Annotated in this window: 21 protein-coding genes; 14 read left to right on the top strand and 7 right to left on the bottom strand. The window is 67.7% G+C overall.

Features of this window, described 5'->3' with window-relative positions:
* The first annotated feature begins 21 nt into the window (after nucleotides 1-21).
* The 3 genes from JQX13_RS39840 to JQX13_RS39835 all read left to right on the top strand — a co-directional run bounded on the left by JQX13_RS39840 (nucleotide 22) and on the right by JQX13_RS39835 (nucleotide 6,438).
* Nucleotides 22-4,992, top strand: coding sequence for a hypothetical protein (locus tag JQX13_RS39840; RefSeq protein ID WP_203404637.1), 4,971 nt, complete (start codon nucleotides 22-24; stop codon nucleotides 4,990-4,992).
* A gap of 309 nt (nucleotides 4,993-5,301) precedes the next feature.
* Entirely contained in the window at nucleotides 5,302-5,430 is a 129-nt protein-coding gene (locus tag JQX13_RS55690) for a hypothetical protein (RefSeq protein ID WP_275424907.1), read from the top strand.
* 477 nt (nucleotides 5,431-5,907) lie between these two features.
* Nucleotides 5,908-6,438 (top strand): hypothetical protein, encoded by a 531-nt coding sequence (locus JQX13_RS39835; protein WP_203404636.1) that lies wholly within the window; start codon nucleotides 5,908-5,910, stop codon nucleotides 6,436-6,438.
* Nucleotides 6,439-6,517: 79 nt separating this feature from the next.
* Here the strand turns inward: JQX13_RS39835 and JQX13_RS39830 are convergent, their stop codons facing one another.
* Entirely contained in the window at nucleotides 6,518-7,819 is a 1,302-nt protein-coding gene (locus tag JQX13_RS39830; protein WP_203404635.1) for a hypothetical protein, read from the bottom strand.
* A 26-nt stretch (nucleotides 7,820-7,845) separates the two neighbouring features.
* Between JQX13_RS39830 and JQX13_RS39825 the strand changes: the two genes are divergently transcribed.
* Nucleotides 7,846-8,244, top strand: coding sequence for a hypothetical protein (locus JQX13_RS39825; RefSeq protein ID WP_203404634.1), 399 nt, complete (start codon nucleotides 7,846-7,848; stop codon nucleotides 8,242-8,244).
* On the top strand, nucleotides 8,235-8,516 hold the full coding sequence (locus JQX13_RS56600) for a DUF2381 family protein (RefSeq protein WP_203404633.1): 282 nt from the start codon (nucleotides 8,235-8,237) through the stop codon (nucleotides 8,514-8,516). Before JQX13_RS39825 ends, JQX13_RS56600 begins: the two co-directional genes overlap by 10 nt.
* Nucleotides 8,517-8,558: 42 nt before the next feature.
* On the opposite strand, the gene JQX13_RS39815 is transcribed toward JQX13_RS56600, so the two are convergent.
* From JQX13_RS39815 to ltrA, 3 genes are all read right to left on the bottom strand, one after another.
* Complete coding sequence (locus tag JQX13_RS39815; RefSeq protein ID WP_203404632.1) at nucleotides 8,559-8,963, bottom strand: hypothetical protein; 405 nt, start codon at nucleotides 8,961-8,963, stop codon at nucleotides 8,559-8,561.
* Between the two features lie 13 nt (nucleotides 8,964-8,976).
* Nucleotides 8,977-9,462 (bottom strand): hypothetical protein, encoded by a 486-nt coding sequence (locus JQX13_RS39810; RefSeq protein ID WP_203404631.1) that lies wholly within the window; start codon nucleotides 9,460-9,462, stop codon nucleotides 8,977-8,979.
* A 1,106-nt stretch (nucleotides 9,463-10,568) separates the two neighbouring features.
* Nucleotides 10,569-11,864 carry a group II intron reverse transcriptase/maturase gene (gene ltrA, locus JQX13_RS39805; RefSeq protein ID WP_203404630.1) on the bottom strand — a complete coding sequence of 432 codons (1,296 nt, stop codon included), beginning with the start codon at nucleotides 11,862-11,864 and terminating at the stop codon, nucleotides 10,569-10,571.
* Nucleotides 11,865-12,019: 155 nt separating this feature from the next.
* On the opposite strand from ltrA, the gene JQX13_RS39800 reads away from it, so the two are divergent.
* The 3 genes from JQX13_RS39800 (at nucleotide 12,020) to JQX13_RS39790 (ending at nucleotide 15,557) form a co-directional block, all read left to right on the top strand.
* A protein-coding gene (locus JQX13_RS39800) for an IS3 family transposase (protein WP_203403970.1) occupies nucleotides 12,020-13,191 on the top strand; the annotation gives its coding sequence in 2 pieces (ribosomal slippage) (nucleotides 12,020-12,275 and nucleotides 12,275-13,191; 1,173 coding nt in all).
* A gap of 242 nt (nucleotides 13,192-13,433) precedes the next feature.
* Nucleotides 13,434-13,958: a superoxide dismutase family protein gene (locus JQX13_RS39795; protein ID WP_203404629.1), complete on the top strand. Its 525-nt coding sequence runs from the start codon at nucleotides 13,434-13,436 to the stop codon at nucleotides 13,956-13,958.
* 114 nt (nucleotides 13,959-14,072) lie between these two features.
* Entirely contained in the window at nucleotides 14,073-15,557 is a 1,485-nt protein-coding gene (locus tag JQX13_RS39790; protein ID WP_239014131.1) for a glycosyl hydrolase family 18 protein, read from the top strand.
* A 137-nt stretch (nucleotides 15,558-15,694) separates the two neighbouring features.
* On the opposite strand, the gene JQX13_RS39785 is transcribed toward JQX13_RS39790, so the two are convergent.
* The 3 genes from JQX13_RS39785 to JQX13_RS39775 form a co-directional block, all read right to left on the bottom strand.
* Entirely contained in the window at nucleotides 15,695-16,672 is a 978-nt protein-coding gene (locus tag JQX13_RS39785) for a sensor histidine kinase (RefSeq protein WP_203404627.1), read from the bottom strand.
* A gap of 202 nt (nucleotides 16,673-16,874) precedes the next feature.
* Nucleotides 16,875-18,287, bottom strand: coding sequence for an alanine/glycine:cation symporter family protein (locus tag JQX13_RS39780; protein WP_239014130.1), 1,413 nt, complete (start codon nucleotides 18,285-18,287; stop codon nucleotides 16,875-16,877).
* Nucleotides 18,288-18,305: 18 nt separating this feature from the next.
* Entirely contained in the window at nucleotides 18,306-18,635 is a 330-nt protein-coding gene (locus tag JQX13_RS39775) for a hypothetical protein (protein ID WP_203404626.1), read from the bottom strand.
* A gap of 477 nt (nucleotides 18,636-19,112) precedes the next feature.
* Here JQX13_RS39775 and JQX13_RS39770 point away from each other — a divergent pair, with 477 nt between their 5' ends.
* From JQX13_RS39770 to mxcL, 6 genes are all read left to right on the top strand, one after another.
* Nucleotides 19,113-19,685: a tRNA-uridine aminocarboxypropyltransferase gene (locus JQX13_RS39770; RefSeq protein ID WP_203404625.1), complete on the top strand. Its 573-nt coding sequence runs from the start codon at nucleotides 19,113-19,115 to the stop codon at nucleotides 19,683-19,685.
* A 46-nt stretch (nucleotides 19,686-19,731) separates the two neighbouring features.
* Nucleotides 19,732-20,373, top strand: a complete 642-nt coding sequence (locus JQX13_RS39765) for a substrate-binding domain-containing protein (protein WP_239014129.1) — start codon at nucleotides 19,732-19,734, stop codon at nucleotides 20,371-20,373.
* Between the two features lie 144 nt (nucleotides 20,374-20,517).
* The gene (locus tag JQX13_RS39760) at nucleotides 20,518-22,359 is read left to right on the top strand and encodes a serine/threonine-protein kinase (protein WP_203404624.1); all 1,842 of its coding nucleotides are present in this window, start codon (nucleotides 20,518-20,520) and stop codon (nucleotides 22,357-22,359) included.
* The gene (locus JQX13_RS39755) at nucleotides 22,356-23,150 is read left to right on the top strand and encodes a hypothetical protein (protein WP_203404623.1); all 795 of its coding nucleotides are present in this window, start codon (nucleotides 22,356-22,358) and stop codon (nucleotides 23,148-23,150) included. The genes JQX13_RS39760 and JQX13_RS39755 overlap by 4 nt, the downstream gene beginning before the upstream one ends.
* 131 nt (nucleotides 23,151-23,281) lie before the next feature.
* Nucleotides 23,282-24,505 (top strand): myxochelin export MFS transporter MxcK, encoded by a 1,224-nt coding sequence (gene mxcK, locus JQX13_RS39750; RefSeq protein ID WP_203404622.1) that lies wholly within the window; start codon nucleotides 23,282-23,284, stop codon nucleotides 24,503-24,505.
* A gap of 38 nt (nucleotides 24,506-24,543) precedes the next feature.
* Nucleotides 24,544-25,830: a myxochelin B biosynthesis transaminase MxcL gene (gene mxcL, locus JQX13_RS39745; RefSeq protein ID WP_203404621.1), complete on the top strand. Its 1,287-nt coding sequence runs from the start codon at nucleotides 24,544-24,546 to the stop codon at nucleotides 25,828-25,830.
* The last annotated feature ends 22 nt before the right edge of the window (nucleotides 25,831-25,852 follow it).

Below are 25,852 nucleotides of genomic sequence, written 5' to 3'. Positions count from 1 at the left end.
ACATCAGAGATGGGGGCCCCGATGATCTGCCTGGTCTGTGCCGAGCTACGTGAGGAGGAGACTGCCGGCACCTGTCCGGACTGCGGCGCCAGGCTCGAGCCCGCGACGCGGGCCCACCTGGACAGGCTCGTCCAGGAGAAGCTGAAGCGGCGGATCGCCGACTGGCAGGCCACGAGGCTGCTGGACCCGTCCACCGCGTCCCAGCTCACCGAGTCCCTCTCCGATGCCGCCACCGCGAGCGCCGCCGTCGCGGTGCCGCTGCTCGAGGACGCGAGCACGCTGGAGCAGAAGGCCAACGCGCTCGCCGGGAAGCTCGAGGCGCTCGAGGACTGGCGCCCCACGTGGGGACAGGCGTTCTTCCAGGCCCTGGAGAACGCGGCTCGTGAGGAGCGAGAGCGCGAGGCCGCGCCCCAGTCCCACCTCGAGGAGGAAGGCATCGGCCTGGCGTCGGACTCGGGGCAGGCGCTCTTCCACCGCGTGGAGGCGAGCGCGCTCGGGGGCGGGCTGGATGCCATGGTGGCGCTCGATGACTCCGCGAGCGGCGCGGCGCCCAGGCTGTACGAGTACGTGTGGTGGTTCCTCGGCGCGGTGCTGGTGCTCGGCGGCTCCCTCATGGGCGTGCGCGAGGCCTGGCGCGCGCTCGGGGGCGTGCCGCGGCAGCTGCTCGTCACGGGCGCTCTCTTCGCCTACCACGCGGCCTTCATCGGGCTCGGAGTGCTCCTCGCCAGGCGCTCGGCCTCGGCGGGACGGGTGCTCGCGAGCATCGGCATCGCGCTGTTGCCCGTCGTCTTCGTCGCGCTCTCCTCCCTGGTGGGACTGGCCCCGGCGTTGGGTGGGCCCGCCTCGGCCGGAGTCGCCGCACTGGCCCTGCTCACCCTGAGGCCCACGGGCCGCCTGCTGTATGGCGCCTCCACGGTGTCGCTCGGGGTGGCGCTGCTCCCCTCGCTGCTGGCCGGACTGCCCTTGATGGGGCTAGAGGAGGCGCCCTGGTCGCGCACCCTCTGTGCCTTCGCCGGTGTGGCGGCCTTCGGGGCCTCGGCGTGGCGCGCCCGCCGGGAGGAGGCCCGGGCCGGGCTCTCCGTCCTCACCACGAGCCTCTATGGCGCGGCCGCCCTGGCCGTCTTCGCCGTCGCGAGTGCACCGTCCGGCTTCGCGGCCCTCTCCCCGGGGAGCCCGCTCTTCGCCGGGATGATGCTCTGGGCGATGGCACTCGCCGCGGTGGCCGCGGGTGTGGCGAGCCAGCCCTCGGCGCGCGAGGCCCATCCCCAGGCTGCGCCCGTGGTGGAGACACTCGCGCACGCGGTGCTGGCCAGTGGAGCGCTCGCCGCGGCGCTCGCGGCCTTCTCCGTACAGCCTGGGTGGGAGCCCGGGGTGGACCTCGCCTCGGCACTCACGCCGGTGGCGGGGGCGCTGGTCTTCTTCGTGCTCGAGCCCCGGCGCCGCGCGCTTGTCCATCCGGCCGTGTTGGCCCTCGCCCTGGCCGGTGTCCTGGTGGCACGGCTGGTAAGCCCCACCGAGCCGGGTGGGTGGATGGTGGGACTCGCCGCCGTGGGAGCGGGGCTGATGGCCGTGGCCCGTCTGAACCCCTGGCGCGCCCTTGGCTTGTGGCTGCTGGCCTGGGGCGTGGTGCTCTCGCTGGCCTCGCTCCCGCTGACCGCGTACGCGTCCACGTCTTCGGGCTCGGACACGGGGTGGCCGGCGGTCGCCGCGGGCGCGCTGGTGGCCGTGGCCGCGCACCTCACGGGCGGGTACCGCTGGCGGGCCCTGCATTACCTGGGGGGAATCGCCGTCGTCTTCGGGACCTTCGGCGTCATCGACGCCACGGGCGTGGAGGCGAGGGACTGGGCGCTGCTGTCCGTGCTCACCCTGGCGGCGGCGCTCTACGGCGCGGCGGGGCTCCTCCAGGACGCGTGGATGCGCCGGAAGGGAAGGAGCGACGAACTGCTGCCCCTGGACGACCTTTCGCTCGGCGTGGCCGCGCTGTCGATCCTGCTCGCCCTCCCCCGAGTGTACCCGCGCTTCCACGGGCCGCCCTTCTTGCCGAGACGCTTCGCCAATCTCGACGAGCTCTCCCTGACGCTCATGATTGGCTGCGCGCCGACCCTCCTCGCCTCGGTGCTCCTGCTGCTGCGCGTGAGACGGGAGCGCAGCCGGCTCGTCAGCACCCTGGCGGCATGGGGACTCGCACACTCGGCCTTGCAGTTCTTCCTGCAGCGCGACACTCCGCCGCAGGGAGAGCGCGCCCTGCTCTTCGCGAGCCTGACGCTCGGCCTCTGCGCCATCGCGGCACTGCGGGGACGCGAGGGCGAGGCACCCACTCCGGCCCCGAGAGGCCGGCGACTGCTCGGGTGGCTCCGGTTGCCCTTCCCCGAGTCGGGACGCCCGCTCTACACCGATGGCTTCGCCGCCGTATCGGCCGTGGGGGTCGCGTTCACCGTCCTCGCCCTCCTGGGCTGGATGCAGCGCCCGGACGAGGCCCAGCGCTCCCTGGCCGTGCTCGCGGGTGCCCTGCTCACGGGAAGCGCGGTGCTCGCCTTCCTCTCGCGCGGCTTCGTCACGTGGCGCCTGCGCGGCTCGGTGGGAGTGCTCGCCGCCGCGGGACTCTTCGTCGCCCTCACGGCGATGCTCAACCGCGCGGGACGCCCGCTCCCGCCCGACATGAGCGCCCTGCGCCTCCCGCTCATCGGCGTGGGCCTCTGGCTGCTGGCGCTCGCCACCCGGCGCTTCGGTCCATGGCTCGCATGCCGTTTGGAGAACGAGCTCCACGGCCGCCTCTACCACCTCGTCCCTCACGCCGGTGTGGCCGCGCTGGCCGTGGTGCTCTCGGTGAGCGCGTGGAGCACCGGTGGTCCCCGCCTCTCCCGCGCGCTGACGGTGGTGCCTCCGCTGCTGCTCCTGGGGGCCGCGCTCCTGGTGCTGCTGCTCGCCTTCTCCTTCCGGGCTCCGGTGCTCACCCATCTGGGGTTGCTCCTGGGGCTCCCGGGGGCCGCGCTGTGGGCCGTCCATCGCACCGTGCTCGGACATGCGCTGGTGGCGGCGAGTCCTCCGGGTGGGCAGTGGGTGCGCGCCGAATTCCTGGAGGCCGCCCGGAGCGGCCACTGGCTCGCGTCCGGGTCGTGGCTGGGCCCCGGGGAGACGGTCCCCCAGTTGTGGTACCGGGCCTTCGCGGGAGTCGCCGCCGCGGGGCTCGCGTATGCCTGCGCGGGGCTGGCGCCAGGAACCCACTTCTTCGGCCCGGGACTCCGCCAGGTGTTGCACCGTTGGTCGGGCATCGCCGCGGGGCTCGTCTTCGCGGCGGCGTTCTTCCAGCCCGGGCTGGAGGCCGCCGTGCTCACCCTCGGCGCCGGGCTGCTGCTGCTCGCGGTCCGGGCACGGCCGCAGGGGCATCTGGTGCCGGGCCTTGGCCTCCTCCTGGTCATCCACGCCCTGGCCCATCGTGAGCCCACCGTCGGCGCCTGGCCGGGCCCCCTGCTCGCCCTCGTGGGGCTGGGCGTGGTGGCGCTGAGCCCGTGGGTGGCCCGCTGGCGGGGGCACGACGAGGGCCGGGCTCGCGCTCGTGCTCAGCTCGGAGCCCTGTTCTACGCCCTGAACGCGGGGGTGTACGCGCTGGCCAGCGGTGGCTCGACCCAACCAGAGGTATCCGTTCCCGGACTGCTGCTCTCGAGCGTCTACGGCCTCGCCAGGGACTGGATGCGCTCCCCTGCCCTCCCCCTCACCACGGCGCTCATCGCCGCCACGCTGTTCATCGGCGCATCCCAGTGGAAGGGCGCGCTGGCACGGATGGGAGCGGGATGGGCCACGGTGCTGGCGGGGCTCTCCGCGCTGACGGGCCTCTCGGTTGCGCTCGTGGTGGGCGCGACGGAGCCAGGATACACGGCCCTCCTCGCGTGGCACGGCCCGGCCCTGGCGCTCTGCGCGGCGGGAGTGGCGGCGCTCGCGCATGCGGCCAACCGCCGGCTCCGTGAGGGACGCGAGGACCTCGCGCGGGGGCTCGCCTGGGGCAGGGACTGGTGGCTCATCGCCACGGGGGGGCTGCTCGCGCTGGTGGCGGCCTGGATGAGCACGCCGGACGAATGGGCGCTCCCGCTGGCGGGCTCGGCCATCGCCCTGGCGGTGGCGGTGTCGCTGCACTGCGCGTGGCGGGAGATGACTGGCCGGCACGTGTACTTCGTGCAGGTGGCGGTGGTGGGCGTGTACGCGCTCGTGAGGGCCCTCTACGCCAGGGAACTGCGCCCCGAGCACGATGCCCTCTTCGCCCTGGCGCTTGGCTTCGTGCTGGTGGGCGTGACGGTGCTGGCGCGGCGGGCGGGAGTTCCGCCGGTGGAGCGGGCGACCCGCCGATTCGCGGCGTTGCTGCCCGTGGGCATGGCGCTGGTGCTGCCCGCCGAGGCCACGCAGGAGGCCGCGCTGCTGGCGGGTGGCTCGGGCCTCCTGTACGCGGCCCTGGGCGCGGTGGAGCGCAGCCGGCTGTTCGGCTCGCTCGCGGCCACCGCCTGCAACGCGGCGCTGCTCATCGGCGCGCTTTCCCTGGACATGGAAGGCATTGAAATCTACCTGGCGCCGCTCGGGCTGCTGCTGTTGATGTTGGGCCAGCTCTTCACGCGCAGCCTGCCGCGAGCGGCGAGGAACGCGGTGCGCATCCTGGGCGGCCTGCTGCTGTACGTGCCCGCGGCGGCGAAGCTGACACTGCAGATCGGCCAGGCGGAGAATGGCACCTATGCCTTCGTGTTCGGCGCGGCGTGCCTGCTGGGCGTGGCGGCCGGCATGGTGCTGCACATCCGCGCCTACCTGGCCCTGGGGACGCTGTTCCTCACGCTGGACGTGGTGGCCACGCTCGTCCACGCGGGGTTGAGGGATCATCGCATCGGCTTCGGGGTGATGACACTCACCGGCCTCACCATCGTGGGTGGCCGGGTGCTCGCCACCCTTCGCCGCCAGGAGCTGGACCGGTGGCTCCGGGGCGTGCGCGTCGCGCTCAGGGGCTGGGACTAGATAAGAAGGACCGAAAGCGGCGGCTTCGATTCCCGCCGCCTCCAATCAAGGCTGCCCGCCGCCTTGAGTCGAACCCACTCCTAAAAAGGAGGCACGGCTCGCCAGGCCCAGGGGAAGGCAGCAGGGGCGTGGGCGTCTTTGGCACCGTGACTGCTCAAGGCTCAACACCACGCGTGCTGGGGTGGTCCCTGCGCTGCAGCCAGCTGAGCAGGCCGCGTGGGCAGTGACAGGTGCTCCAGAATGGGGCGCACTGCGTTGGGTGCCGTCAGGTACGCCAACACTCGGCGCCTGCCTCCACACCAGGCACAGGTGAAGACATCCAATGCGAACGTTCTGCGCAGCAGCTTCGCCCAGTCCACTCGCGGCATCCGCTTCTTCTTCGGCTCCTTCCTGACCGCTGCCTGGGGTGCCACGCTCGCCCCCTCCTCACCTGCTTGAGGGAACGGAAGGCACTCCGCAGAAGCTGTGCTTCGCCTCCTACGACTGGTTAGCAGGCTCGACAGAAATGGAGAGCTGGAGGCCCGATCCAGTTTGACTTTTCCTAACATACACCTTGGCATCAAGCGCAAGCCCTGTACGTCCATTCCCAGAGCTGGACGCGCGACGCGCTAGTTCGTTGAACCAATCATTTCACTGTTCTCGGCGTAGAGATTTGCTTTCATTGGATCCCATTTGCATCGTGAAGGGTTATGCCCTGACGGCATAGCACAACTCTCCATCTATTGCCCAGCCCCATGCACTCCTCATGAGATCAGCCCACGAAACCATGTTCAGCTCACGCCCACCTATTCGACGGAGAGGGGGCTTGGGGCGCCCACTGATTGAGCCACCTCTAGAATCCGCACGCACTTAGGGGGTGTCGGCGCTCGCGACAAGCCGCTGCCGACACAACCCAAAGCGAAGGAGGCAAGCAACGTGAACAGTGCATTGACGAAGATCGCGACTGCTCAGGCGGCGGTCGGCGGGCGCTATCCGCGGTTCGGCAGCTACCTGCTCGAAGTGGAGGTCATCAGCACGAAGTCGGGCTTCAAGGGTGACAGCGCGATCGCCGAGCTGACGGTGCGCGAGTCGGCCCCGCTGCCGGGCGGCGAAGCCCCCAGCCGTGTCGGCGAGACCGTCGACTACGTCGAGAACCTCACCGATCAGAAGAAGGGCGGCGGGGGACGCTTCAAGGCGTTCCTGATGTCGCTCGTCGGGGCGGATGAATACGAATTCGCCAACCCGGCCGCGCTCGCGAAGTTCACCGACGAGCGGCAGGCGGGCACGAAGCTGCTGATTCGGTGCGAGTGCTACCCGAAGCAGCTTCCCGCGACCAACGGGCTTCCCGGCAAGGTGATCAGCGGCTACCGCTGGCAGCACGTCGAGATGACCGACGAGCAGCTCGCGCACGCCGAGCAGGGTCGCAAGGCGGCGAAGCTGCCCCCGCTGGCCGAAGCGCTCAAGTAGCCGCGGCACCGTCCGACGGAGGGAACCGTCGGCGAGTGGCTCACGAAACGAGCCGTTTCGTAATGAGCGCCCCATCAATCTACACTGCAACTTGCGGCACCAAAGCTTCGCGAGCCGATTGGCTTAACTGAGAGAGTAGTTCCCACAAATCCGATTGCCGATCATTCGGCAAGATTGGATGCACAACCCAAGTATGCCTTAGCCTCAAGTCATCCCATTTTCGACTCACCAGCAGCGCTGCGCCCAAGCTACTGGAGGCGAAAAGCTCTTTTTTGAAGCGCTCAAGCTGATCACGCCTTATGCGATCAAACTCGGACGCAATCCATGTTTGCACAAGCAGAAGCCTACCCCATTCGGGCCCGCGTTTCGTTTGCGCGGTCTTCTTTTTGAGCTTCTTTGCAAGCTGCTTCAAAGGCTCTTCAAGATCTTGCATGATTGACCGCTCTTGGCTCTCCTTGTCAGAAAGCCATATGCCGACATGGCTTTGAGTAGCCGACCGATGTCCTGAAGCCTGAACTCCCGCGATACTTTTGGGCGCCCACGAAAGCCCCATAAGCATATAGGGACTCTCGTTTGGCCTTGGGAAGCTGGGATGTAGACTGATGACAGGTTTCTTCCCAGGAGCTGTGGGAACGGTGAGCACAACGGAAATCAACGCCGAGGGTGTCTGACGCAGTAGGGCCTTCGGCAGAGAGAGGGAGGATTTCGTGTATCGCTCCAGTTCTGCCCCCAACTCCTGAACACACCGCACGTTCTCTTTGCGATCACGGACATCTATTGGCCGTAACAACTGAATGGCTATCGAAACCGAAATAGACAAGTCCTCAACGGCATCTAGTGACTGCTTGAGAAGGCGCTCAAGCTGCTCTTTTGGGCTGCCCGTTACTTGCTCCCTGGGAACAAAGCACTCCACAAGATAGCCTACTCCTTTATAAGCAAACTCGATGTCGCCATGCCGACCCGCTGCAACAGGCGGCTCAAAATCTACACGTTCAGCGCCGACACTGTGCAGCCGATATGCATATGCCAACTGCAATCGCGTTGACGCGTAGTCTCCTCTAAGGCACCCGGCAACTTTAGAGAAACTCTGCGAACGAGCCGCAAATTTCAAGTACTCAGCCAACTCAACAAGCTCTGCGACCTGGGGCTCCCAGACGGCTTGCAGGCAATTGCCAATCGGGTGCGCTCGAAACGGGACCACGGTTCCCAAATCTTTCCTGAGACCCTCCGCTTGAAGCCAACTCTCGCCCAAAACGGTATTGATGATGCCGATTGCCTCATTGATCAAATAGGCATCCAGCTTCATCTTTGGTGCCAGAAGAGTGGCCCTTGCGCGCCACAGAAAGAATGGGTCATCCCCATTGTTGTTGGTCGTGTCCATGGAAGAGGCACACTACCAGAGGTCCGATGTCGGGCAAATTCTACCGTGACGGGGAGTGGCTCGCGACACGAGCCGGTTCCCCACCAGACAGTAAGGCGCGCGGCTTGAGTATTTGGTCGTTTGATACTGAAACCCATCGCAAGCGCCCGGGCCTGATTGCGCCCCCTCTTGTGTGCGGCAGCATTGCGACGCGCGAACCCGGAAGCGAGAGACTGCTCGACAAGGCGCAGGCCCGGCACTTTTTCAGCAACACGATCGCCGACCCCGACGTGCATATTGTCGGCGCAAATCTCGCCTTCGACCTGGGGGTGATGGCGGCAGATAACCTGCGTCTGATTGAGCCCATTCGTGAGGCACGCGACAACTGTCTTGACCCTCACCGGAGGACGCCCGAAGCTACAGCCACCCGGGAAGCTTGGCGGTAAGGCTTGAACTCGCAAACGCTGGCGCCGAGCCCTGGACGGTGGCGGGGGCGGTGTTGAAGGACTCGACGGGCGCGGAGGTGGAGCTTTCCGTGTGGCAAGAGTCGGCTATTGCTCCCGGTGCCCTTGGCTTTGTCGTGGTGGGGGCCGAGAGGGAACCGGGGAAACTCGGCTGCCCCTGCTCCCTCAAGTTGTGGGAAGCGCAAGGGCCCCGTACCGTCATCCTTGGGAACGTGACGTTCCCGGCTGTCAAAGGAAGCCCGGCGCGCGAGTAATGGCGCCAGGGCTGCGCCGTGCTTTGGTCTGGGTAGGGCTCCCTACTTTTTCCCGGGGTCGTTGGGTTTCTTCTTCGCTAGCTCGTCCGGCAATGGCGTCTGGAGGAATCTAAAACCTTGCCCGCCGCGCTGAGGGATGACTTGGAAGCCCTGACCAGCGATTCGGACAAGCTCGCCGTCCCGGGGCGTGGCGCTGGCAAGCCATGCGTCCGCTTCTTCTCTCGTTGCGAACGTGTGGGAAACGGTCACGTACTCAGCGGCGGGCGTGTAGAACTTACGGAAGAACTCGCGGTAATCGCCTAGCTTCTGGTTTTCGCGGACGTAAAGCAGCGCCACGGCGGCGACCCGGATTGCCTCGTCTTCTGGTGTGCCCTCCGGGTACTTCTCATTTACGGTGCGCAGCGTGTTTAGAATAGAGTCAACGTCAAAGTTGGGATTGTATTTCATCGGCATATCTAGCTCAGGAGGCAGCAGCGGCAACAGGAACCAAAACCAGCCAGCCCAGGGGGTTTACCGCCAGGGCGAAGGTGACTCCCGCGACAACGACAATCGCACCGACAGTCATTTCGCCCTTATGTCCATTGATCCATTCAATCGCGCGATCCATGCTGGAGAAATTCAACTTCTTTTCCTTTTCTCTCAGTGCTTTTTCCTGTTCCTTGTCGCATTCCGCGAACTGCTCTCGACAGGTCTTTATGCACCTTTCGTGATACCAACCGCTTTGCTCCTCGCTGTGCGGCCACGGATAGCGGTTGTCCCAGCAACGTTGCATGCACTCCACGTGCTCTTGTTGGCAATCATGGCCACCAGAGCCGCCAGTAGCGAGCGCGGCGCCCAACCTCTCCGCGCTTTTGGCGACAACGTAGATTCTGGATTCCGGGCGCTGCGCGTGAGCACATCCAACACACGCCATGGCGACGGCCGTTATCAAGACAATCAACTTCATCTGGTGTCCTCCTGATTCGTCCCTACGGTCTCGCGTGGCTGCTCCGGTCCGGCGGTCTGAGCTTGTGCCTCCCACATGGGGTGAAGAGTTTTGAAGATTGCCCGTGCCCTTCCCGGCTTGCGGATTTCGCCCGCAGACTCGGTTTCACGCCGAGTGTACCGAAGGAGCGCCGCACACCACGCACCGCCCCCTTTGCCTGTCGGGTGGGGCACACTCCAGCGGCAACCGATGCTCGGGTCTGGGGGGCAGCGACGCGGGACCCAGCGCGCGCGAACTCCTCGGATGGGCAGCAGACGCTCGGGCGTGACGCAAGCCCCGGAGGATGATCGGGCGCTGTATTCTCTACAGCCTCCCGCCGGGAAGGTTCGGCAGTGAACCCTCCCAGCTTGCTCCCCTGCTCTCTGGGAGCGAGGGACGGTTTCCGTGCAAAGCTTCTAGGTTGAACCGTGCCTATATGCCTGCCCTGAATGGGGAGCACCCGAGATAAACACCCCGGCACGGCGTACACGGTGGAGATCAGCCCGGCAGCCTGGAGGCAGCTAGCAACGCTTCCGACTGACGACTCTGGGCGTATCCGCGCGAAGCTGGACACCCTCGCCAACGAACTAACCGCCGCGCAGCCGCCACTCTGGCCGACGTCACAGCAGGAAGCGCCGAGCATGGACGCTAGGGCCTCCGTGGTTGAGGGCTTCGCCGTGCTCTACGGCGTAGATGCCGAACATAGACGGCTCACCGTCCTGGAAGTCACAAAGCGTCTTCCGCAAGAGGACCCGATGGAGGCCACCAGGGTGGCCCCGCAGCCACAGCGGGCACCTCGGGCCGGTGGAGGCCACCAGGGCACGGCATTAGTAGGCTATGGCATGGGCGCCAGAAGCCAGAATGAGGCACGGAATGCTCGCCGCTCCCGCCCGGTGAGGGGCCCAAGGGGAGTAGAGGGGGGCGGGAGGCGCGGTGCTGCTCGGGTTCGTCGGCGCCAACTGCGAGGGTCCGCTTCCGCTCGCCCTCTCGCCGAGTCTCACCCGCAGCCCGTTTCCTCCTCGCCTCTCATCGAACCGGACGTGCGATTTTCCCGCATCCGGCTCTCGGACAGATTTCACGTGGGGCATTCAGCGTAAGAGGCTTTGCAGTTCCAGCACTCCGAGATCGCGGTGCACCTCGGCGTACGTGAAACGAGCCGTTGACGACGGCAACTTGTGGCGCCTCCTCAGGAGATTCCTCACCCTCTGCGCGACGTGGATGTCCATCACGCGAAAGCTGGGGCGGGGCGTACCATAGGCGAAGTAGCCCGCCCACCCGTGGAGGAACCGGTTGAGCTCATCCCGTATCTCCTCCCAGCGCTCGGTTCTGCCGCGCCAGAGAAGCTGGCTGAGCCGCTTCCGGGCTGCGCTCATTGCCTTCTTCGAGGGCCGGGCCCCCAGGTACCGGTTGCCGGTCTTCTTATGCACCATCGGACCAAACTCGTACCCCAGGAACCGGAAGTGTTCCTTCCGCGCGTCGCGAATGCTCGTCTTCTCCTCATTCAACTTCAGCTTCATCCCCTCCAACCATCCCCTTACCTGCGCCAGGGCCTGCGCCGCGCCTCTGCTACTCAGCACGACGAAGTCATCCGCGTAGTTGACAAGCACCGCTCCGCTCCGCTTCATCAGGTCGCTCCTCGCAAAGGCCTTCAGCAGCCGGTTGATGTAGATGTTCGCCAGCAGCGGCGAAATCACACCTCCCTGCGGCGTCCCCTGCTTGGACCTCTTGCCTCCGCTGTACCTCGGCCGCCCCAGCTCGTCTCTCTCTTCGACTGGCACTTTCAGCCACATCTTCACCAGATGCAGCACCGCCTTATCCGACACCCTCCTCGCCACGCACTTCATCAACTCGGCGTGGGGAATCGTGTCGAAGTACTTCGAGAGATCCGCATCGACGACCTCGGTCCTCCCTCTGCCCAGCTCCTGATGGACCTTCCGCACCGCCTGCACGCCGCTGCGCTCGGGGCGATACCCGTACGCCGCATCATCCAGGTCAGCTTCGAAGATAGGCTCCAGGATGAGTTTGGCTGCCGTCTGAGTGACTCTATCCTTGATGGTCGGAATCCCCAGCGGCCTCTCTCCTCCTCCTGGCTTTGGAATCAGCACCCTGCGCACTGGCTGAGGCCGATACCGCTTCTCCTGCAACTCGCGTTGCAGCTCTTTGAGCCACCGTTCCTCTCCGTACTCCGCCACCTGCTCGAAGGTCTGCCCATCGACTCCGGCTGCGCCTCGGTTCGCCTTGGCTCGCTTCAGCGCCTCCACCAGGACATCCCAGCGATAGAGCTTGTCGTACAGTTGGTAGAACCGGAACGTCGGCTCCGCTTTGGCCTTCACGTAGAGCTTCTCTTGGAACTCTTCAAGCTTCGTAGGGGTTTTCAGGCTCACGCCAATCTCCCGCTCGTCCATTCCTCGAGCAGCACTCTGAACCAGGGCCCCTTCCCTCCACGGTCGTTACCCGCTTCCCAGGTACTACGAGCCCCTGAGCCTGCCCCGGTTTTGTGGACACACCTCATAAGTCGGCTACACAGGAGGTAGTGTTCATGGAGCGAAGGAAGAGGCGGAGTTTCACCCCGGAGTTCAGGGCCGAGGCGGTCCGACTGGTGCGCGAGGGCAGCAAGAGCCTGCCCCAGGTGGCCAAGGACTTGGACCTGACCGAGTCAGCCCTGCGCAACTGGGTGCGCGAGGCCGACGGAGGCGATGGCAAGGAGTCGGCAGGTGCACTCTCCACGGCCGAGCGGGAGGAGTTGGTGCGGCTGCGCAAGGAGGTGCGTCATCTGGAGATGGAGCGCGACTTCCTAAAAAAAGCGGCGGCCTTCTTCGCGAAGGAGACCTCGAGGTGAAGTTCGAGTTCATCGACGCGGAGAAGGCCCACTTCCCTGTGGACTTCATGTGCGAGCAGCTGGGTGTGTCGCGCTCGGGCTACTACGCCTGGAAGGAGCGCCCGGAGTCCGCGCGGGACAAGGCGGACCGGGCCCTGGCCGAGGAGGTGACGCGGATACATCGCGACAGCCGCGGCACGTACGGCAGTCCTCGCGTCCACGCGGAGCTGCGTGCCCGGGGGCAGCGCGTGAGTCGAAAGCGTGTGGCCCGGCTCATGAACGAGCACGACATCGCTGCTCGCAAGAGACGGCGCTTCGTGCGCACGACGGACTCCCGCCACAACCAGCCCGTTGCCCCCAACATCCTCGAGCGCAACTTCTCCCCCGGCCAGCCCAATAGCACCTGGGCCACGGACATTACCTACGTGGGGACGGGGCAGGGCTGGCTCTACCTGGCCGTCGTCATGGACCTCTTCTCTCGCAAGGTGGTGGGCTGGTCCATGAGCGAGAACATCGACCGGCACCTGGTGCTCAACGCCCTGGACATGGCCCTCGAGGGACGCCAGCCACCGCAGGGGTTGTTGCACCACTCGGACCGGGGCAGCCAGTACGCCAGCACCGACTACCAGCAGGCACTGGCTGCTCGGGGCATCCAATGCAGCATGTCGCGCAAGGGCAACTGCTGGGACAACGCCGTGGTGGAGAGCTTCTTCAGCAGCTTGAAGCAGGAGCTCGTCTACACCACCGCCTTCGCCACGCACGAGCAGGCCCGGCTGGCCCTCTTCGAATACATCGAGGTCTTCTACAACCGCCAGCGGCGGCACTCCTCGCTGGGCTACGTCAGTCCAGTGGATTTTGAGCTTGCGCCCTTACCGCAGAAGTTGGCATCTTAACCCTACTGTCCACGTAACCGGGGCAAGCCCAATGTCTAGCTCACCCGAGGTGGCGTACTTGTTCCCTTGGGTTGACATGGGAACACAACCGATCCCGCCATCGGAAGTAATGGTTTGGCGTGAGGCTGGTTGGCTGTATGGCGCATTCCGCCAACCGCCACGCCTTCGCACGGAGGGACTCCGCGTCACGCGCGTGGCTTTTCCGGCCCCGCTGATTCAGCGGAGCCAGTACAGGAGCCATCATGAAGAAGTGGGTCGACGTCGGCGTTCGTGAAACCGTCCTCTCGGTGGCGCTCGCTCTCGCCGCATGCGGCGGTGGGGCTGAGGCCACCACCTCCCTGGAGAGCCGCAGCGGCAGCACCACCACCGGCACCGCGACCTTCCGTGAGGACGGTGACCAGGTGACGTTGACGCTGGAGGTCTCCGGCGCCACCCCAGGCAAGCACGGCGCCCACATCCACCAGATTGGGGATTGCAGCGCTCCCGACGCCAGCAGCGCGGGCGGCCACTGGAACCCCACGTCCCATCCCCATGGACCGCCCGATGCCGAGCACCACCTGGGTGATCTCGGAAACATCGAGATCGGCCAGGACGGCAAGGGCACACTGAAGCTCTCCAAGACGGAGTGGAAGATCGGCGATGGCTCCGCCAATGACGTCGTGGGCAAGGCCCTCGTCATCCACTCGGGTGAGGACGATCTCGTCACGGATCCCGCGGGCAACTCGGGGAGCCGCGTGGCTTGCGGCGTCATCGCCAAGAAGGAGTAGTCACCCGCCCGGCCAAAATGCGCCCCTGTCGATTCTCGTGACCCGAAAATCACGGCGGGAGTCCCTATTGTCCAAATGACCCCCCTCCCCCTTCGTCCGCTCGAAACCAGCTCCATGCTCCAGCACAAACGTTCAGGGCTCCTCCTTCGCACCGCGTGCGCGATTCTGTTCCTCGCGAGCGGGTGCACCCCGGCGGCCGATTCGCCTGACAGGCAAGACGACGCCACGGGGACCTCCTCGGCTTCGTTGACCTTCTCCGGCGTGAGCTTCAAGACGGTGCTCGGCAACCGGTACGTGGGCGCGCAGAACAATGGCGGTGGCGCGGTCATCGCGACGGCGACCAGCGCGCAAGCGTGGGAGAAGTTCACCCTCGATGACATCAACGGCGGCTCCCTCGAGAGTGGGGACTCGGTCTTCATCATCGCGGGCACCGGGCAGTATTTCCAGGCCGCGAACGGTGGCGGCTCCTCGCTGAACGCCGCCAGCTCGAATCGCCTCGGCTGGGAGACGTTCCGCATCGTCAAGCAGAACGGGAGCGGCGTGATCGCCAATAGCGACGTCGTCGGTCTGCAGACGGTGACCACGGGCCATTGGGTATCAGCGGAGAACGGCGGCGGCGGCACGGTGTTCGCGTATGGCGCCGCGCTCGGCCCCTGGGAGCAATTGACGATCTCCGGCCTGCCCTCGAGCCAGCCTCCGCCGCAGACGGCGAAGCGCGTCGTGGGCTATCTGCCGAACTGGTACGGCTCCTACGCGAGCTGGGTCGGCCGGGTGGACTTCGACAAGCTCACGCATGTGAACCTCGCCTTCGCCCTGGGCGACGCGAACGGGCACCTTGAGCTGGCGCCGAGCAGCGACCTCGCGACCTTCGTGAACGCCGCGCACGCCCGGGGCGTGAAGGTGTTCCCCTCGCTCTGCGGTGGCGGAGGCGACGGTCGGATCACGCCCTTCTACCAGCCCGACAAGGTCGATGCCTTCGTGGACCACATCATCGACTTCGTGGTCTCGAACAACATGGATGGCATCGACGTGGACGTGGAGGCGCCGGATCGCATGGGTGCCGCGTACGACACGTTCATCGCGAAGTTGATCGCGAAGGCACGTCCGCGCGGCCTTCCCGTGACGGCCGCCGTCTCTCAGTGGATGCAGTACGGCATGTCGGACACGACGCTGCGTTCCTTCGATTTCATCACCATCATGTCCTACGACAACGCGGGCACGTGGACGGGCCCGGGCGAGCACTCGAGTCTTGCGCAGGCGGAGACCGCGCTCGCCTTCTACAAGAACAAGGGCGTGTCGCCGGACAAGATCGTGCTCGGAGTGCCCTTCTACGGGTACTGCTGGGGCAACTGTGGTGGAGGAAAGAGCAGCGCCTACGTGCTCTACAAGGACGTCCTGGCGAAATACCCGAACGCCTGGAGCTCGGATTGGCTCAACGTCGACGGGGCCCAGTATTCGTATAACGGGCTCGCGACGATGCGCGCGAAGACGGCCCTGGCGAAGCAGCACGGAGGCATCATGATCTGGGAGCTGGCCGGAGACTTGAGCACGTCGAGCGAGCAGTCCCTGCTTCGGGCCATCAACGGCTCGCTGCAGTAGGACGTCACCTGATGGGGCTCACGGGCCGCGGTACGCGTCCTGGGCGAGGCACCGCCGCCCGTGAGCACCTCAGAGGACATATGGGGCCTGGACGAGGAGCGAGTCCCCATCCGCCGTCATCTGATGACGGGTTACCGCTAGCTCGGATGTCGAGGCAGGCGCACGGTGAAGGTGGTGCCCTCCTCTGGCGTGGAGCGCACGTGGATGTTCCCACCATGGGCGAGCACGATCTGCCGGGTGATGAAGAGCCCCAGGCCGAGGCTGCCCTGACTCGCACCGGCCTCGGGCCCCCGCCGGTAGGGCTCGAAGAGGTTCGACAGCACCTCGGGTGGAATGGCGTGCCCCACGTACTCGTTGTGCACCTCGAGCAGGACGTGCGAGCCCTCGCCCCGGGTGAACACCCGCACGGGTGAGTCCGCCGGACTGTGCTGGAGCGCATTGCCCACCAGATTGGTCACCACCTGGGCCAACCGGTCCCCATCCCACTCGCCCTGCCCCTCTCCGCTGGCGTGGAACGCGATGTGTCTGTCGGGATGGGCCAGCCGCACCTCCTTCACCACCCGTAGGACATGCGCGTGGAAGTCCAGGGGCTCGCGCTGTACGGGGATGCCCTTCATGCGCGCCTGATTGAAGTCCAGCAGGTCTCGAATCATCCGGCTGGCCCGGTCCGCCGCCGCGAGGATGCGATTGACGGCAGTGGTGGCGCGCTTGTCCACGTCCCCGCGCTTGAGCAGGCTCGTGGCCGACAGGCTGATGACATTGAGGGGGGTACGCAGGTCGCGGCTGACGATGGCCACCACGTCCTCCCTCACCCGGATGGCTTCCTGCGCCTCCTGGTACAGCCGCGCGTTGTCCAGCGCCAGCGCCGCTCTATCGGCTACGCCCCGGGCCACCTCCAGGTCCGTCGTGGCGCACGTGTTTCGGGTCTGGCTCCAGGCGAAGGACCGGAGGTAGTCACCAATGTGGTCCTCCAGCACGCTTCGGGCCCGGGGCTCCGGAGCCAGACCCTCGCGCAGCCGGTCCACCCAATGGCGGACGATGTCGTCCCGCCGGGCATCCATCACGTCCGACAGCGAGGCAGGCGGGGACTCTTGCCCATACGTCTCGAGGTTCACGGCGGCTCCCTCCCCAGCAAATGGAGACAACGGCTCCATCCGATGGAGATAACAGCGCATGGGAAGAGGAGTACCCCCTGTGCGCCAGCGGTCGGATAGGGGAGAGCCTTCCCGCTCGTAGGAGCCTCCCTCGTGGGCAGGTCCCACGCGCCTATCTGGGTATCTGGAGCTCCGCCGTGCTTTCGACTGCCTCTTTTCCCGGCTAGGACGCGGACCCGTGATGCTTGCGTGCCAGGTACTCGCGCGTCTCGGCCGCGATGACGCCGCTGAGCAGCAGCAGCCCAACGAGGTTGGGCAGCGCCATCAACCCGTTCATCACGTCCGAGAGCGTCCAGACGAAGTCCAGGCTGTAGAGCGCCCCGAAGAACGAGGCCACCACGAAGATCAGGCGGTAGGGCAGCACCGAGCGCGCCCCGAGGATGTACTCGATGCTCTTCTCGCCGTAATAGCTCCAGCCAAGGATGGTCGAGAAGGCGAACATCGTCAGGCTGAGGGCGACGATCCACCCGCCCCAGTTGCCCGGCAGTCCGTCACGAAAGGCCATCTGCGTCAGCGCCGCGCCATTGGCGCCCGAGGTCCACGCCCCCGTCGAGAGGATGGCCACCGCGGTGAAGGTGCAGACGACGAGGGTATCGATGAACGTCTGGGTCATGGACACCAGGGCCTGGACGACGGGCTGGCGCGTCTGGGCCGCCGCCGCCGCGATGCCCGCCGAGCCAAGCCCCGACTCGTTGGAGAAGATGCCCCGGGCCACGCCATAGCGGATTCCCGCCACGAGCGACGCTCCCGTGAAGCCGCCCACCGCGGCCGTCCCGCTGAACGCCTCGGAGAAGATGAGGCCGAAGACCGCGGGCACGCGCTCCAGGTGCAGCACGATGACCACGCCCGAGCCGAGCATGTACGCGCCGATCATCACCGGCACGAAGAGCTCGGTGAAGCGGCCAATGGACTTGATGCCCCCCAGGATGACGGCGCCCGCGAGCAGCGCGATGGCCAGGCCGCTCACCCACTGGGGCACGCCGAACGAGGTGTGCAGGGCAGACGCCACGGAGTTGGACTGCACCATGTTGCCAATGCCAAAAGCGGCGATGGCCGCGAAGAAGGCGAAGAGCCAGCCGAGCACCCGTCCGAGCCGGGAGGGAATCCCGCGGCTGAGGTAGTACATGGGGCCACCCGCCTGCTCGCCCCGCGCGTCGGTGATGCGGTAGCGCACCGAGAGCAGCGCCTCGGCGTACTTCGTCGCCATGCCGACGAGGCCCGTCATCCACATCCAGAAGACGGCCCCCGGCCCGCCGAGCGCGATGGCGGTGGCCACGCCGACGATGTTGCCGGTGCCCACCGTCGCGGCCAGCGCCGTCATCAGCGCCTGGAAGTGAGAGATGTCACCCTGGGCCCCCGGCTCGCGGCGCACCACGAAGGCGAGCCACAGGGAGTGACCCAGCTCCCGGAACTGCACGCCTCGCAGCCGCACCGTGAGGAAGAGGCCCGTGCTGAGCAGCAATGGGATGAGAAGGTACGGCCCCCAGATGAAGTCCGAAGCTGCTTTGGCGAATGCGAGGACCTGCTCCAAGACGATGCCTCCCGTGCGATGGCGGCCGAGGATGACACGGGCCACCGCCGGAGCAACCCTTCTTCAGTCCCGTGTCGCCTGCCCGGCCTTCATCTCGCGCGCGTGCTTCAGGTCCTCCAGGAAGAAGGCCTCCATCCGCCGCGCGGCCTCGTCGTCCTGGAGCACCAGCGAGCCTTCCTCGAGCATGTTGTCCCCGGGCGCGAGCACCCGCACGTCCACTCCCGCGCGCGCCCGCTCCACCAGCAGCGCCGTCAACGCCTCGTTCGGTGTGAAGTACGCCTGGGCAATCCACAGCCGCTTGCCAGTTCTCCGCGAAGGCCTGTTGGAGCTGCGCCACCACCGGGCCCTCCACCCGCGCGTTCGTGTCGCGCCACTCCTTCTCGTTGCGCGCATCCCCGAGCCACTCGTCCTGGATGGCCACCCCACCGGTGATGCCCACCCGGCCGTCCACCACGACGACCTTGCGGTGGTTGCGCGCGAGGTTCTCGTCCGCGGGCAACGGGCGGAACAGGTGCGCCTTGCACCCGGCCGCTTCCAGCCTCGGCTTCACTTCCTTCTCGAAAGGGGCGCTGCCCCATGCGCACGCCCACCGTCTGGTAGAGCGCCGTGGCGAACCCCGCTCCCGCGAATCCACCTCCCCCCGCGGGTGGAAGGGTTTCGAGGCCTCCTTCGAGGTGAGCGCGGAGCACCCCGACAGCACGGTGGCCGCCGCTACCGACCCTCCCCGCCCCTATTTCACGCAACGGAACGTCGCCCGGGCATGAGGAAGGCCCGCCTCCCGAGGCAGCGGCGAGGCGGGCGCCGAAGAAGGAGCGGACGCCATGAACGAACGCTTCTCTTCCCGTGGCACCCGGAACAGGATGCCGGAGGATGTCTCCCCGAGTCCCACCCCGGCCCCGCTGTGACCGCTGCAACCTCCCGCGGCACCTGTGCCTGTGTGCCGAGCTCCCCCGGGTGGAGACGCGCACCCGGTTCCTCCTCCTCCAGCACGTGGTGGAGATCCCGAAGAAGAGCAACACCGGGCGGGTGGCCGCGCTGGCCCTCGCGAACTCCAGGCTGCTCACCTATGGCGCACCGGCCGAGCCCCTCGACACCGCCCTGCTCTCCGAGCCCGGCACCTGGCTGCTCTACCCCGATGGCCCCACCGCGCCGCCGGACGCCCCCGCGCCCAGGCAACTGGTGGTGCTGGACGCGAGCTGGTCGCAGGCCCGGCGGATGACCCAGCGGCTCCCCTCGCTCCGGACGCTCCCCCGGCTGGTGCTGCCTCCACCCACGCCCGGGATGCTCCGGCTCCGCGAGCCCACGCACCCCTCTGGAATGTCCACCCTGGATGCGATCGCCCGCGCGGTGGCGATGCTCGAGGGACCAGAGGCGGCTGAGCCGCTGGAGCGGCTGGCCGCGCTTCGGGTGCAACGGATCGCCGACTGCGGGACGCTGATGTAGTCCCGGCGGCCATCCACGGGGCTCAACGCACCCGCAGGCGCAGCAGTTGGATGGGCCGGACGGTACGCGCCACTCCGCCTTCGCCAGCCACGTCCTGGCGCCCATCTTCGCCCGGCTCCAACTCCAGCATCCGAAGTTGGAGGTGGAGCTCGTCACGGAGACGCGGCTGTTGAACCTCGAGCGCCGGGAAGCCGACCTCGTCTTCCGCTTCCGCCGCTTCGAGGAAGCGCACGTCGTGCAGAAGAAGATCACGCACATCGCCTACGAGGCCTATGCCTCCCGGGACTACCTGGAGCGGCGAGGGCGCCCGGACTCCTCCACGGGCGGTGCGGGCCATGGGCTCATCACCATGGACGCGGCGTTCAACCACCTGGCGGACGTGGGCTGGCTCACGGGACGGCTGCCCGAGGCGCGAATCACCGGGCGCAGCAACAGCCGCGACGTACAGGCGAGGATGTGCGCCGCGGGAGGGGGACTCGCGGTGCTGCCCCGTCAGCTGGGAGAAGCCATGCCCGGCCTGGTGCGGGTGGACCTCGGCGAGCCGCCTCCCGGCCGGGACATCTGGGTGGGCTATCACCGGGACTTCCAACGCCATCCCCGGCTGCGCGTCCTCCTGGCGGCCACCGAGTCCGCCCTCGCGTCCACCCCGGGTGCGGGGCCCCGAGGAGCCACCGCGCGGCGCCCCTGACCGGGCGGAGGACGACTCCTCCACCCGCGAGCAGGCGAGCTGAAAACCCGAGGGAGAGGCGGTTCACTCCGCGCCACTCCCGGTCGCGGGGGTCCGCAGGGGTTCCCATGTGTGGTACGACAGCCTCTGCCGGTCGATACCCACATGAGCCCGCCTGCCTCTCGTTCCTGTCCGAGCTGCGGCAACTCCCTGCCTCCGGGGGCGGTGGCGTGCCCTCTGCACGGCCCCCTCTTGGAGTTACCGGAGGACGCGCTGCCCACGGCGGAGGATGACGCGCTCGTGGGTCAGCGGCTCGGCGAGTACCGGGTGCTCCGGTGCATCGGCCGCGGGGGCATGGGCGTCGTCTACGAGGCCGAGCACGTGACCATCGGCCGCAGGGTGGCTCTCAAGCTGCTGCGTGAGGATCACGCCCGGAGCCCCCACGCGAGGAATCTGCTGGCCGAGGCCCGGGCCGCGGGCTCCATCCAACACCGCGGCATCATCGACGTCTTCGGCATCGGCCAGGAGCCGGGCATCGGCCAGTACCTCGTCATGGAGTACCTCGAAGGCGAGCCGCTCAGCCACGTCATCGCGCGGTGCGCCCCCCTGCCGCCCGCCCGGGTCGTGGAGTTGCTCGGCGAGGTGCTCGATGCGCTCTCGGCCGCCCATGCCCGGGGCGTCATCCACCGCGATCTCAAGCCGAGCAACATCTTCGTCGTGCGGGAGGTGGACGGCACGGAGCTCGTCAAGGTGCTCGACTTCGGGCTCGCCAAGCACAGCACCCAGCCCGATGGCACCGCGTCCCAGACACGCTCGGATCTGATCGTCGGCACGCCCCACTACATGGCTCCGGAGCAGGCCCTGAGCGAAGCGGTGAGCCCCCGGACCGACTTGTACGCGGTGGGCGTCATCGCCTTCGAGATGTTGACCGGGCGGAGGCCCTTCCCGGGTCGTTCCTCCATGGAGATCGTGGCCCATCACCTGAAGAGCCCGGCGATCAGACCTTCTTCCTACGTGGTGTTGCCTCACCGGCTCGATGATCTCGTCCTCCAGTTGCTCGCCAAGGAGCCCTGGCAACGTCCGGGCTCGGCCAGCGAGGTGGCCCGGGAGATGAGGGCCCTGCTCCAGGAGCAGGAGGGGCCCGGGAGCACCAGCGGCAAGCCTTCGCCCTCCCTCGACGAGGTGAAGCCCGCCCCCGCCCTCGCCTTCCTGGAGGACGCGACCCTCCAGGGGCCGTCCGCTGACTCCGGGTCCCCCTCCGGTGAGCACCAGAAGCCCCCCGTGACGCCAACGCCCATGCAGTCCCTGGCGACACCAACGCCCATGCAGTCCCTGGCGACGCCAACGCCCCTGGTGCGGGAGCACCAGCCCCCGCCCGCGCGAGGTGCGCGTTGGAGTCAGGGCCTGATGGCGGGCGGCCTGCTGGTCCTCTCGCTCGGGGGAGTCTCGCTTCTGGGCCGCGGACCTTCCTCCGTGGCGCCGGTGGCACAGGTGCCGGCCGTGGCCGGAGAGCGCCCCGCTCCCGCTCCGGCGGACCCACTGCCCGCCGCCGTCACGCCCGAGCCCGAGCCCCGGTCCACCCCGGAAGCGTCCTCGCCGCGCCCGGAGGCGTCCGCCCCGGCGAAGTCCCCTCCCCTCGTGGCGAGGAAGACGCCCCGCCAGACTCCCGCGCGCGTCGTGACGGGCTCCACCGGGGAGTCACCCGCCCCACGGCCCGCCGTTCCGCCCGCCAGGGACCAGGCCACCCGGGAGCCCCCGGTGACGAGCACCACGGGAACGCTCTACCTCACCGTCAAGGGCGCCTGGGCCCATGTCTGGGTGGATGGAGAGATGCTCGGGCGGGTGCCACCCCTGCACCGTTACGTGTTGACCGCGGGCGAGCATGAGCTCGAGCTGCGCAATCCCGGCATCAAGCCCCACCGGCAGAAGATCGTCATCTCCCCGAGCGAAACCCTGACCTACACCACCCAACTCGAACCCCTCGAAATGGCCTCCCCCCTGCCATGAGCCCGCGCGTCCTCGCCGTCGTGGTGCTGTTGTTCCTGCCCCGGGCCGTACGCGCCGAGACGCCGTCGTGCAGCGGCCTCTATGAAAACGGACAGTACGAGGCGGCGGTCCGGGCCTGTGAGCGGGTGCTGGCGGGGCCGGAGCGTCCCGCCGAGGAGCGGGGGCTGGCGCGCATGTACCTGGCCGCCTCCCTGCATGTGCTCGGATATGCGGACCGGGTCCAGCAGCAGCTCGAGGCGCTCGCGCGTGAGCACCCCGGGATGAGGGTGGATCCCGTCCGCTTCCCCCCCGAGTTGGTCGCCCTCGCGGAGGGCATCCGTGAGCGGGTGGAAGCCGAGAAGCTGTACGCGGCGGAGCAGGCGGCGCTTCGCGAACGCCAGGCATTGGAGCGGGCGCGCGGGGCGATCGTCCTGCGGATGGAGGCCCTGGCGCTCGTCGAGCCCCTGAATCGCGTGTGGAGACCGGGCGCGGGGCTCTCCTTCTACCGGGGCCTGTGGGAGGGCGGAGCCCACGTGTGGCTCGGAGGCCCTCCGGCCTTTCATCTCCAGGGAGGGCTCGTGCCGGGCCGGGGCGGCCTGCGGCCCTTCATGGGCGTACGCGCCACCCTCAACCCCAGCGCGGGAGGCTATGGCGCCGGCGCGGTGGTGGGCGGCAGGCTCTCGCTACCGGCCGGCTTCGTCGCGCTGGTGGACGTGGGAGCGGACTACTTCCTCATTGGCGACGAGGCCTACCAGCGCTTCGCGTTGACGATCCATGCGGGGCTCGGCTTCGACGTGCGCCTGACGCACTAACCCAGCAGGCCAGCGGAGAAGTCGGGACTTGCCGAACACCCTCCGCGTCGTCTACAGTGCGCCGGTTTCGTGATTTTGATTCTCATTCTCATTATCACGAATTGAAAAACGTCGTGTTCCCGGAGCGTGTCGTGAGCGATTCCACCTCGCCGAAATCCGAGCAGCGGGTGCTCTGGCTGTTGGCGGCCGTGCAGTTCACCCACCTGCTGGACTTCATGATCGTCATGCCGCTGGGGCCGGAGTTCATGCGGCGCCTGGGCATCTCGGCCGCGCAGTTCGGGGCGTTGGTGTCCGCGTACACGCTGGCCTCCGCGGGCATGGGGTTGCTGGGCGGGCTGTGGCTGGATCGGTTCGATCGCAAGCGCACGCTGCTCGGGCTCTACGCGGGGTTCATCGTGTCCACGCTGCTGTGCGGCGTCGCGGACGGCCACCTCGGGTTGTTCGTGGCGCGCTCCGTGGCGGGGGCATGCGCGGGGCTGATGAGCGCGGGGGTGCAGGCCATCATCGGGGACGTCATCCCCGCGGAGCGCCGGGGCCGGGCCATTGGCACGGTGATGTCGTCGTATGGCCTGGTCGCGGTGGCGGGCGTGCCCCTGGGGCTGTGGCTGGCGAGTCAGTGGGGGTGGCGTTCGCCGTTCTGGGTCATCGGCGCGCTCGGGAGCGTGTTGTGGCTCGCGCTGCTGTCCACCCTGCCCCCGGTCCCTCCCCACCCGTCGAGAGGCCCTGAAGCGAGGGGCGGTTCCGCGCCCGTGCCGGGGTGGACGCCCGCCCTGGCGCTCGGGTGGGTGTTGACCTTCTGCGTGGTGTTCTCCGGCTTCCTGCTGATTCCCTATCTGAGCCCCTTCATGGTGGGCAACCTCGGGTTGCGGCTGTCGGACCTGTCCTGGGTATATCTGGCGGGCGGTGCCGCCACGTTGTTGAGCTCGCGGTGGATGGGACGGCTGGCCGATCGGTTCGGTCCGGCCCGCGTCCTGGGCGCGCTGCTGGTGGGCACCCTGGGGCCGCACCTGCTGTTCACGCACCTGACCGCGGCACCGCTGCCGGCCGTGGCGGGGGTGTTCGTGCTGTTCATGGTGCTGACGTCCGGGCGGGCCATCCCCACCCTGGCGCTGGTCGCCTCCCGGGTGCCTCCCGCGCTGCGCGGCCGCTACATGGCGATCAACATGGCGGCGAGCGATGGCGCCTCCGGGCTCGGCGCATGGGTTGGGGGCCTGTTGCTGACGGTGACGCCGGACGGCTCGCTGGTGGGGTTCAGCCGGGTGGGCTGGATCGCCGCCGGGGTGACGGGCTGCGCGCTCGGCATGCTCTGGCTGTTCGACCGGCGCGCCTCCGCTCCGAGCGCGGTGCCGGCCTGAGTTCTTCCAACGCAGTTCCCTTTCACACGAGGAATCCCATGGACGTACACACGAACAGGCATCCGTCATTGCCCCGGCCCATCGAGGGCAAGATGGAGCTCACGAACTCCAACCGCCTGCTGGCCGAGGCGAAGCGGCTGGTGCCCGGTCTCACCCAGACGATGATGAAGAAGCCGGAGATGTTCGCGCCGGGCTCCTTCCCGGTCTACCTCGCCCGTGGGCAGGGCGCGTTGGTGGAGGACGTGGATGGTCAGCAGTACATCGACTACATCTGCGGACTGGGCGCGAGCTCGCTCGGCCACAACCACCCGGCCGTCGTGGACACCATCCGCAAGCACCTGGAGGAAGGGCTGCTGCACTCGCTGCCCACGGCCTGGGAGGTCAGCGCCGCGAAGACGTTGGTGGAGATGATCCCCGGCGCGGAGATGGCGCGCTTCTTCAAGACGGGAGCGGATGCCACCTCGGCGGCGGTGCGCCTGGCGCGCCACGTCACGGGCAAGGAGCACATCATCACGGTGGGCTACAACGGGTGGCACGACCACTTCATGTATGACACGCCGGGAGTGCCCGCGGTGCTGTCCCAGTACACGCGGCGCATGCCGCTCTTCGAGGAGCCGGACGAGGCGGCGCTGCTGACCGCCATCGAGGAGACGGGGCAGAAGCTCGCGGCGGTGCTGCTGTCGGTGCCCTTCAACCGCTGCCTCACCCGCGAGTTCATGCACAAGCTGCGCGCCACGTGCACGGCGCACGGCGTGCTGCTCATCCAGGACGAGGTCATCACCGGCTTCCGGCTGGCTCCGGGCGGTGCCCAGCAGTACTTCGACGTGCGGGCCGACTTCGTCTGTCTGTCCAAGGCGATCGCCGCGGGCATGCCGCTGTCGGCGGTGGCGGGGCCGGAGAAGTTCCTGAGCAAGCTGGCGGATCTGCAGGTGTCCACCACGTTCGGCGGCGAGCTGCTGTCGCTGGCGGTGTGCGAGGCCGTGCTGAAGGTGACCCGCGAGCCGGGCTTCACCGAGCACCTGGCGAACCTGGGCCGGCGGCTGGCCACGGGCATCAACGCCCGGGCCGAGCGCGTGGGCTCGCCGCTGCGCATCCTGGGCTATGACGCCATCCCCCTGTTCCGCTTCTCCAAGAACCCGGTGGAGAACGCGAAGCTCACCCAGCCCTTCCAGGCGGCCATGGCGCGCCGTGGCATCCTGCTGCGCCGCGACCTCAACTTCATCTGCGCGGCGCACACCGTCGAACAGATTGACTACACCATCGACATGGCCGAAGAAGCGATGCGCGAGTGCCTCCAGCAGGCCCCCGCCACCAGCGCCGCCTGAGCCGGACGTCCTCGGGCCCCCG

This window comes from Archangium violaceum, assembly GCF_016859125.1.
Classification (GTDB): Bacteria; Myxococcota; Myxococcia; order Myxococcales; family Myxococcaceae; genus Archangium; species Archangium violaceum_A.
Note: the sequence above shows the minus strand (reverse complement) of the source record. Positions and strands in the feature narration are given on the sequence as shown.

Coding starts and splice junctions, on each gene's coding strand:
- mxcL (WP_203404621.1), top strand. CDS start 24,544: ATGGACGTACACACGAACAGGCATCCGTCATTGCCCCGGCCCATCGAG.
- JQX13_RS39760 (WP_203404624.1), top strand. CDS start 20,518: ATGAGCCCGCCTGCCTCTCGTTCCTGTCCGAGCTGCGGCAACTCCCTG.
- JQX13_RS39755 (WP_203404623.1), top strand. CDS start 22,356: ATGAGCCCGCGCGTCCTCGCCGTCGTGGTGCTGTTGTTCCTGCCCCGG.
- JQX13_RS39795 (WP_203404629.1), top strand. CDS start 13,434: ATGAAGAAGTGGGTCGACGTCGGCGTTCGTGAAACCGTCCTCTCGGTG.
- JQX13_RS39815 (WP_203404632.1), bottom strand. CDS start 8,963: ATGAAATACAATCCCAACTTTGACGTTGACTCTATTCTAAACACGCTG.
- JQX13_RS39825 (WP_203404634.1), top strand. CDS start 7,846: ATGTCGGGCAAATTCTACCGTGACGGGGAGTGGCTCGCGACACGAGCC.
- JQX13_RS39830 (WP_203404635.1), bottom strand. CDS start 7,819: ATGGACACGACCAACAACAATGGGGATGACCCATTCTTTCTGTGGCGC.
- JQX13_RS39790 (WP_239014131.1), top strand. CDS start 14,073: ATGCTCCAGCACAAACGTTCAGGGCTCCTCCTTCGCACCGCGTGCGCG.
- JQX13_RS39775 (WP_203404626.1), bottom strand. CDS start 18,635: ATGCGCGCAACGAGAAGGAGTGGCGCGACACGAACGCGCGGGTGGAGG.
- JQX13_RS39840 (WP_203404637.1), top strand. CDS start 22: ATGATCTGCCTGGTCTGTGCCGAGCTACGTGAGGAGGAGACTGCCGGC.
- JQX13_RS39770 (WP_203404625.1), top strand. CDS start 19,113: ATGTCTCCCCGAGTCCCACCCCGGCCCCGCTGTGACCGCTGCAACCTC.
- JQX13_RS39810 (WP_203404631.1), bottom strand. CDS start 9,462: ATGAAGTTGATTGTCTTGATAACGGCCGTCGCCATGGCGTGTGTTGGA.